This is a genomic window from Streptomyces sp. NPDC007095 (genome assembly GCF_040634475.1).
Classification (GTDB): domain Bacteria; phylum Actinomycetota; class Actinomycetes; order Streptomycetales; family Streptomycetaceae; genus Streptomyces.
The window spans coordinates 38477-46448 of the sequence record NZ_JBEYFS010000079.1 but is presented as its reverse complement, the minus strand read 5'-3'; the positions used below and the strand labels follow the sequence as shown (position 1 = coordinate 46448).

The 7972-nt window shown below is 70.5% G+C and carries 9 protein-coding genes; 4 read left to right on the top strand and 5 right to left on the bottom strand.

Annotation, left to right across the window (positions count from 1 at the left end; genetic code table 11):
* Positions 1–123 precede the first annotated feature (123 nt).
* Positions 124–1572 carry an argininosuccinate synthase gene (gene argG, locus ABZ656_RS26225; RefSeq protein ID WP_360270871.1) on the bottom strand — a complete coding sequence of 483 codons (1449 nt, stop codon included), beginning with the start codon at positions 1570–1572 and terminating at the stop codon, positions 124–126.
* Between the two features lie 213 nt (positions 1573–1785).
* Between argG and ABZ656_RS26220 the strand changes: the two genes are divergently transcribed.
* Entirely contained in the window at positions 1786–2484 is a 699-nt protein-coding gene (locus ABZ656_RS26220) for a response regulator transcription factor (protein ID WP_360270869.1), read from the top strand.
* A gap of 118 nt (positions 2485–2602) precedes the next feature.
* Here the strand turns inward: ABZ656_RS26220 and ABZ656_RS26215 are convergent, their stop codons facing one another.
* Positions 2603–3085: a substrate-binding domain-containing protein gene (locus tag ABZ656_RS26215; RefSeq protein WP_360270867.1), complete on the bottom strand. Its 483-nt coding sequence runs from the start codon at positions 3083–3085 to the stop codon at positions 2603–2605.
* Positions 3086–3099: 14 nt separating this feature from the next.
* On the opposite strand from ABZ656_RS26215, the gene ABZ656_RS26210 reads away from it, so the two are divergent.
* Positions 3100–3636, top strand: coding sequence for a sugar phosphate isomerase/epimerase (locus ABZ656_RS26210; protein ID WP_360270879.1), 537 nt, complete (start codon positions 3100–3102; stop codon positions 3634–3636).
* Positions 3637–3706: 70 nt separating this feature from the next.
* Here ABZ656_RS26210 and ABZ656_RS26205 read toward each other — a convergent pair whose 3' ends face one another.
* The 3 genes from ABZ656_RS26205 to ABZ656_RS26195 form a co-directional block, all read right to left on the bottom strand.
* On the bottom strand, positions 3707–4480 hold the full coding sequence (locus tag ABZ656_RS26205; protein WP_360270877.1) for an aminoglycoside phosphotransferase family protein: 774 nt from the start codon (positions 4478–4480) through the stop codon (positions 3707–3709).
* A gap of 230 nt (positions 4481–4710) precedes the next feature.
* Positions 4711–5424, bottom strand: a complete 714-nt coding sequence (locus tag ABZ656_RS26200; RefSeq protein ID WP_360270865.1) for a DUF3472 domain-containing protein — start codon at positions 5422–5424, stop codon at positions 4711–4713.
* A 309-nt stretch (positions 5425–5733) separates the two neighbouring features.
* On the bottom strand, positions 5734–7059 hold the full coding sequence (locus ABZ656_RS26195) for a hypothetical protein (protein ID WP_129592369.1): 1326 nt from the start codon (positions 7057–7059) through the stop codon (positions 5734–5736).
* Between the two features lie 205 nt (positions 7060–7264).
* Here ABZ656_RS26195 and ABZ656_RS26190 point away from each other — a divergent pair, with 205 nt between their 5' ends.
* Together ABZ656_RS26190 and ABZ656_RS26185 are read left to right on the top strand one after the other, a co-directional pair.
* The gene (locus ABZ656_RS26190; RefSeq protein ID WP_360270863.1) at positions 7265–7441 is read left to right on the top strand and encodes a hypothetical protein; all 177 of its coding nucleotides are present in this window, start codon (positions 7265–7267) and stop codon (positions 7439–7441) included.
* A 95-nt stretch (positions 7442–7536) separates the two neighbouring features.
* The gene (locus ABZ656_RS26185) at positions 7537–7968 is read left to right on the top strand and encodes a hypothetical protein (protein WP_360270861.1); all 432 of its coding nucleotides are present in this window, start codon (positions 7537–7539) and stop codon (positions 7966–7968) included.
* Positions 7969–7972 lie beyond the last annotated feature (4 nt).

The following is a 7972-nucleotide window of genomic DNA, read 5'->3' as shown; positions in this document are numbered from 1 at the left end:
TGTGGCGGTCCGGGTCGCCTGGGCGGACACCCCCCCCCCCCCCCCTTTGGGGGGGGGGGGGCCGGCGGGTTAACCCTCGCCGGGGGGGCCCGCCGCCCACGTGCGTACGACCGGTGACCGGCGTCAGTCCGTGCCGGACTCCATCGCGGCGCGGTCCAGCATCGTCTCCTCGTCCGTGGCCTCGCCCCGCGAGGCGATCACCTCGGCGCCGCCCTCGTCCATGGCGCCGATCAGTCCGGTCGAGGCCGCCTGCGCGGCGCCGATCGGCGTCGGGTGGTCGCCGCCGACCAGGCCCAGGCCCGCGTACTGCTCGAGACGGGCACGGGAGTCGGCGATGTCCAGGTTCCGCATGGTGAGCTGGCCGATGCGGTCCACCGGGCCGAACGCCGAGTCCTCGGTCCGCTCCATGGAGAGCTTGTCCGGGTGGTAGCTGAGCGCCGGGCCCCGGGTGTCTAGGACCGAGTAGTCCTCGCCGCGCCGCAGCCGCAGGGTCACCTCGCCGGTGATCGCCGCGCCGACCCAGCGCTGCAGCGACTCGCGCACCATCAGCGCCTGCGGGTCCAGCCAGCGGCCCTCGTAGAGCAGCCGGCCCAGTCGCCGACCCTCGTTGTGGTACGCGGCCACGGTGTCCTCGTTGTGGATCGCGTTGACCAGACGCTCGTAGGCGATGTGCAGCAGCGCCATGCCGGGCGCCTCGTAGATGCCGCGGCTCTTGGCCTCGATGATCCGGTTCTCGATCTGGTCGGACATGCCGAGGCCGTGCCGGCCGCCGATCGCGTTGGCCTCCATGACGAGGTCGACCGGGGAGCCGAACTCCTTGCCGTTGATGGTGACCGGACGGCCCTGGTCGAAGCCGACCGTCACGTCCTCCGTGGCGATCTCCACCGACGGGTCCCAGAACCGCACGCCCATGATCGGGTCGACCGTCTCGATACCGGTGTCGAGGTGCTCCAGGGTCTTGGCCTCGTGCGTGGCGCCCCAGATGTTGGCGTCCGTGGAGTACGCCTTCTCCGTCGAGTCCCGGTACGGCAGCCCGTGCGCGAGCAGCCACTCCGACATCTCCTTGCGGCCGCCGAGCTCCGTGACGAAGTCCGCGTCCAGCCAGGGCTTGTAGATCCGCAGGTGCGGGTTGGCGAGCAGCCCGTACCGGTAGAACCGCTCGATGTCGTTGCCCTTGAACGTGGAGCCGTCGCCCCAGATCTGCACCCCGTCCTCGAGCATGGCCCGCACCAGCAGCGTGCCGGTCACGGCACGCCCCAGCGGCGTGGTGTTGAAGTACGGACGCCCGCCCGACCTGATGTGGAACGCGCCGCAGGCGAGTGCGGCCAGCCCTTCCTCGACCAGCGCGGCACGGCAGTCGACGAGCCTGGTGATCTCGGCACCGTACGCGGTGGCACGGCCGGGCACGGTCGCGATGTCGGGCTCGTCGTACTGACCGATGTCGGCGGTGTACGTGCACGGGACAGCGCCCTTGTCACGCATCCAGGCGACGGCGACCGAAGTGTCGAGCCCGCCGGAGAAGGCAATGCCGACGCGCTCGCCGGTGGGGAGGGAAGTGAGGACCTTGGACATGGCAAGATTATGCAACAGGATGCATGATCATGCAAGGCGCACCATGCCATCGCGAAGTGACCGAGACCACAAAGGAAACGGCGCCGTTTCGATAGCGCCGGAACTAGGGTGATGACACTGAGGTGAACGAAACCGTTTCGTTCACAGGGAGTGCGGTGGCGGCCACCCGGCCCACGTCGGCAGTCGTCCCCACCCTCACGAAGGGCGCCCGTCATGACCTCCGTACTCGTCGTCCACAGCCAGTCCCTGTACCGTCTCGGTCTGCGCATGCTCCTGGCGGCCGAGCCCGACCTGTCCGTCGTCGGCGAGGCGACGAGCAGCGCCGAGGCGGTCCGCATGAGCGCCGCGCTGGGTCCCGACGTCGTCGTGATGGGCGGCCACGCAGCCGATCCGAGCGGCGTCGAGGCCATCCGCCGCATCACCCGGCCCCTCACCCCCCTTCCGGCGCCCGAACCCGTCAGAGCCGGTGGGCACCCCCCGCGCGTACTGATCCTGACCCCCGGCAGCCACGAGGGGTACGCCTACGCGGCACTGCGCGCCGGAGCCGGTGGATTCCTCCCCCAGGACGCCACTCCCGAGGAACTGACCGCGGCCGTCCGTATCGTGGCCGCCGGAGACGCCGTCACCACTCCCAGCGTCACCCGTGCGCTCATCGACGCCGTCCGCCAGGAGCGCCCGGCCCGCACCACCGAGCAGGAAGCAGGGCTCGACACGCTCACCGAGCGGGAACGCGACGTCCTCACCTCGGTCGCCTCCGGCTGGTCCAACGCCGAGATCGCCGCGCGGCTGTCCATCGCGCCGACCACCGTCAAGTCACACGTCAGCCACATCCTCGCCAAGATCGGCGCCCGCGCCCGCGTACAGGCGGTGGCCTTCGCCTACGAGTCGGGCCTGGTGCGACCGGCCGCCTGACGCCGGCCCGCGCCGCCGACTCCGCAAGCAGATCCGCGTCGCGGGGCCACTCCACGTAAGCCACGCCTCCCCCTCGCGCCGCGCCCCGGCCAAGGCCGCCGCGACCCCAAAACGCCTGTCAGACGCGCTCCGCGGTGGTGCCACGCAGAACGAGGCGCGGGGCCAGTACGACCTCGCGGGACTCGGTGCGGCCCTCGTCCAGGCGCTCGACGGCGGCGACCACCGCATGCCGGGCCTGTTCACGGGCGTTCTGGCTGACCGTGGTCAGATTGAAACAGCTCAGGCGGGAGAGGGCGTCGTCGTCGTAGCCGACCACTGACACCTCGCCCGGGACGGCGACACCTGCCCGGGACAGAGCCGCCAGGACGCCGATGGCGGACTGGTCGTTGAACGCGACGATGGCGGTGGGGAGTTCGGCGCCGTCGAGCAGTTGACGCGCGGCACGTTCGCCGGCCGCCTCGGTGTTGTCGCCGCGCAGGACCCCGATGTGCGCGTCCAGGCCATGACGGCGCATGGCGGCGCGGTAGCCACGGCGACGGTCGGTGGCGATGACACCCTTGCCGCCGTCGACGTACGTGATCGCACGGTGGCCGAGTTGCACCAGTCTGGAAGGAGATCGACGCTCTGGCCCGCAAGAACGACGTCCGGGTCGCCATCGAGATGCACCCGCACAACCTGGTGTTCTCGCCGGTCACCCTGAAGCGGCTCGTCGACGAGACCGGCGCGACGAACGTGGGCGCGGAGATGGACCCCTCGCACCTCATGTGGCAGGGCATGGACGTCGTCGCCTGCATCAAGTGGCTGGGCCCGCTGGTGTTCCACGCCGCGGCCAAGGACGCGACGCTCTGCCCCGGCGCCGACATCCGTGGCGTGCTGGACACCTCGTTCACCCGCGTGCCCGCCGACGCGCCGGACAAGGTGCCCACCGGCTACGGTTTCTGGTGCAACGCCTGGCCCGAGAACCCGGCGTGGAAGTTCGTCGCCGTCGGCGTCGGACACGACGTCGCCCACTGGACCGAGTTCCTGCGCGCCCTCGCCGAGATCGACCCGGACATGGCCGTGAACATCGAACACGAGGACGCCGCCTACTCCCAGACCGAGGGACTGGCTCTGGCAGCCAAGAACCTGCACAGCGCCGCGGCCGCTCTGTAACTCCACCCCGCCCCTTGGTCCCGTGCCCACCGAACGGGCGCGGGACCATCGACTGCCGCGGCTCACCCGGTCAGCTGCGAGCCAGGCTCACAAGGAACTCGGTCTCCGGGTCGTGCCGCCGGTCACAGACCCTGGGGACCGCGATGAGGACGGCGAGGGCCCGGCACCAGCCCAGGACACGATCGGGAGACAGCCCAGGAACCAGTACCGACAGCTCTTCGATCCTCCGCTCCAGCCCCGCCCGCTCCACGACTCCCTCCAACACCCAGTCCACCGTGTCGAAGTCGGGATCGCCCCATGCGGGCCGTGGGTCGATCGCCACCATGCCCGCGCCCGGACCGGACAGCACGTTGGCCGGATGAAGATCGCCATGCACAAGTCCTACGGGACCGCTGGTGGCCAGTTCCAGGGCCGCCGTTCGGGCTCGACCGAGCACGGCCGAGTCAAACAGTCCGCTCCTCCCGGCCCCGGCCCCGGCCAACCTGCGGCTGGTCAAGTCGAAGAGGAATCCGATCCGATGTGACAACGGCCGCAACACCGAACGCCGCGCCGGTGCGGGAGAAGGGGCCCGCAGATCCCGAAGCAGCACAGCGACCTCGGGCAACCGCCACGCGAGCTCCCTCACCGGCACTCCCGGCTCCACGCTCTCCAGCAGCAAGGCCCCCTCACCAAGCTCCTGCGCCAACAGGGTCACAACCGACGATGTCCCCGCCCAGGCCCGCAGAGCTTCGGCTTCCTCGGCGGCGATCACGGGATCCGGCGTGAGTTTCAGCCACACAGGGCTGCCATCCTCGCGCCGCACGCACCGGAAGACCCGCGAAGTGCCTCCCCCACCCGCCCCCACAAGCTCCAGATCCCAGCGAGCGACGAGCCGGCCGACCACGACCGGCAACACATCACACCAGCCGAGCACCTCGGGCCCGAACCGAACGACGAGCCGATCGCGGACCTCCGGTCCGACAAGGGTCAAATCCCTCAACACATCCCCCGCAAGTGGTCGATCCCCTCCCGCGAATCGACAATAGGGTCTGGCCGGTCCGTGATGAGCCACGGGGGCGGCGCCCGAGTGTGATGTCACCGTCCGCCGAGCGTCACCTTGGCGGCCTTCGTCCACTCCAGGTCGACCAACTGCACGTTGCCGCCCGTACAACGGCCACGGGTCGACCTTTCGTACGTGGAGCCGTATCGGTAGGTGCCGTTGCCCTGCGCGTTCGCCGCGGGCTGTGTGAAGTAGGCGACCGACCGGGGCACCTTGTCGCAGTGGACAGCAGTGCCGAAGTACTCGCTGAAGTTGGACGGGACACCGAGCAGGGTCTGGTTGCGCGGCACCCGGAGACTTCCGATGGCGGTGTCGACGCCTGTCTTCATGTTCCGGATCCACGCGCCCCACCACTGCCCACCCGCGTCCGCGTTCAGGCGCCACACCCGGAGCCGGTAGTCGGTCTGCCGGTCAATGGCATAAGCGAGCCGGCAGCTGAGCCCCGTTCCCTCGCCACCGAACGTCCCGCAGCTCCCCTTGCCGGCGTTGGCGTTCCAGAGCGAGAAGATCGCCGTCTCACCGGTCGTGTGATTGAAGCGCGTCCCGTCGGTCTGCAGGCCCATGTACCCGCCGTTGCCCGGTGTGGCCGTGAAGTCCCACATCATGGCCCAGTACGAGTGGTTCGCCTTCTGGGTGATCTGCACCCGCTGGTCGATGTTCCAGAACCCGTCGGCGCCGTGGAAGTTCCATATCGCGTACTCGTTGGCGTCCTGGTGTTGCGCGGCCTGTGCCGGCGCCGTGCTCAGCATGAGCACCGCGCAGACGGCCGCGACGAATCCCAGAACCCCGCGCGCCCGAGAGCGCCGACCCCGTGGACGTGCCGTTCCGCTGTCGATCGTCCCCACCCCCCTGTTCACGCCGACCGCCCCCGCGACGACTGTCCGAACCCGGCGGTGGTCGTGCGCCACCACGCTAGGCGAAGGGGCATAGAAGGCAAAAGGGGCGTGATGGATGTACTGGCGCCCTGCCCGAGTGCTCCGTCACGCCCCCTGCAACGACGTCCACGCCCCGCACCTGCGCGTGCTCGTCCACCTCCTTCCAGCGCGGTCGCGTCAGGCCTACTCCTGGTAGGGAAGCTCTTCGAGTACGTTTCCGGAGTGGTCCCGGGCGACCAGGACGGCCGCGGCGGGGCCTCGCCGGGGCAGGTCGGTGAGGTCGGGTCCGGCGATGAGGAACGTTCCTCCGGCTATTCGTGCCGCCAGGTCGGGCATGCCGTCGCGGCGCAGCACGACCGAGGCGACGTGGGCGTCTTCCACCAAGCCCACCACAGCGATGGTGCCGCTGGCACCGTCCGCGAAGTCGTAGTACATCCGGGTGGCCGCGATGTTCTTGCCGACCACGGCGAAGTCCCGAACCGGGCCCTGTTGAGGAGTGAAGTCGAACACGAACGGGTCCTCGGCACTCGCCCGGTCACCGGTGGTGTGCCGGACGAGCAGCTTGCCGTAGCGGCCGAGCCGGACTCGTTCGTGCGGTGTGAGATCGGCGTGAGCACCGGGTCGCCACTGCTCCGGATCGACGATCGGAGGTGCGTCGGCCGCCGCGAGAACCGTGGTCAGATCCTCGGTGGCGAGGGCGGGCTCCTCGACGGCCGGTACGGGCCGGTCCACGACGGCGGTTGCGCGCGGTGGCAGTGCCGCGACGGGCACGATCTCGCCTTTCGGGCTGCCGTTGGTCCGCAGAACGAGGCCGGTGGCGTCGACGAGGAACGCGTTGGGAGCCACGAACACACCGTCGGCGACCAGCGTCCATCCGAGCGGGCGCCGGTCCGCGGGCCGTTCCACGACCAGGCTGCCGACCTCGGGTGCGACAACCCCCGCGATGGTGCCGAACTCGGTGTGGAACGTCACCGACGCTCCCTCGCCGGCCGACGCGCCGACGGCGGGCCGGGACAACGTGACCCGCTTCGGAGTGAGTTCCGCGAACACCACTCCGTCCGGCGAGCCGAATGCGACCACCCTGATGCCGTTGCGGCGGGCGGTGAGCAACGGCTGCCAGTCGGCCGGATCGGGATGCGCACGGGTCACGGCCGCGGCACAACGGCGTACGTCCGCCGTGGAGACCCACCCGGTTCGCAGACGGTAGAAGTCCTCCACCCTACGAGTGCCGGAGCGTGGTTGATCACCGGGGGCCCCGGGATGCGCGGCGAGGTGCTGTCGCAGCCGCGGCCAACTCGGGAATCCATGCAGGCGGGCGATCACCAACTGAGCGGTGTCGAGGTTGAATTCGACCAGCGGATTCCGACTCTCAGGCGCGTGTCGCGCGACGAGGGCCAAGGCGGTGGGCTGCTGGGAGCGCACGGCCCGCTGCAAGTCCTTCGCCCGCTTCTTGAGCTGTTCCAGACTGGCGCGCTCGGGCAGGGGCACGGTCTGCGGTGCGGTCGGCACGGAGCCTCCTTCGGTGAACCGGTGGTCCGCCGAACCGGCCGAAGGACGGTAGGCCGTCATGACGCTCGTACAAACCAGGTGGGCTCTGCCCTTCCCGCGGACCCGGAGGCGCCCCGCGCGCCCGTTCGACCACTCTACTGCGTCCCCTGCCCCGTCCGTCGACAAGCCGACCCCGAGGTCCAGCCGGGGTCGGTAGGGTGCGGGCGTGCGCGCGCCTGAAGAGCTGAACGAGGTGGACTGGGCGGCCCTTGAGCATGCCTACGGTCCGGCCGGCGACGTTCCGGAGATGATCCGCGTCCTGTACGCGGTGTGGGGGGCGCCTGCGCCGGAGTCCCTCGGTGGACGGGGCGCGCGGCGGTCCTGGCCGAACTTCCGCTGCTGACGGGGTGTTTGACAGAACCGGATCCCTTCGTGCGGCAGGCCGCGATCCGGCTGGCGTGCGTCGGGGCGCGTCCGGCCGACCCTGCCATGGTCCGCATGCTCGCGGACCTTTACGAGAGCGATCCGTCCGCCTCGACTCGGGCCGACGCCCTCACCGCCCTCGCCCTGCTCGATCCTGATCCAGCGACCGTACGGGACCGTGAGGCCACGGCAATCGGCGACCACGATCGGGAAGTCCGCCTGGCTGCCGCGCTGTCGGGCCTGGACCGGGCCGAACCCCCCTGTCCCGCGGCCCTGGTGGCGGTCGTCGCGGCTGACGGCTCGGCTGTCCCGAGCTCACACCGTTTCGCCGCCCGCCCACGGCCCTTCCCATATCCCGGTGCGCCCCGCGACCGCGAGAACGAGCTCCTGACCGAGGACCCGGAGGGCGCGCTGCGTGTCGCGCGCGCATGGATCGCGGCCGGTGACACCCACCGCTGGGGCTCCAGCCTGGTTCGAACAGGTCGATCAGCGGTGGCGGGACCGTGAGGCA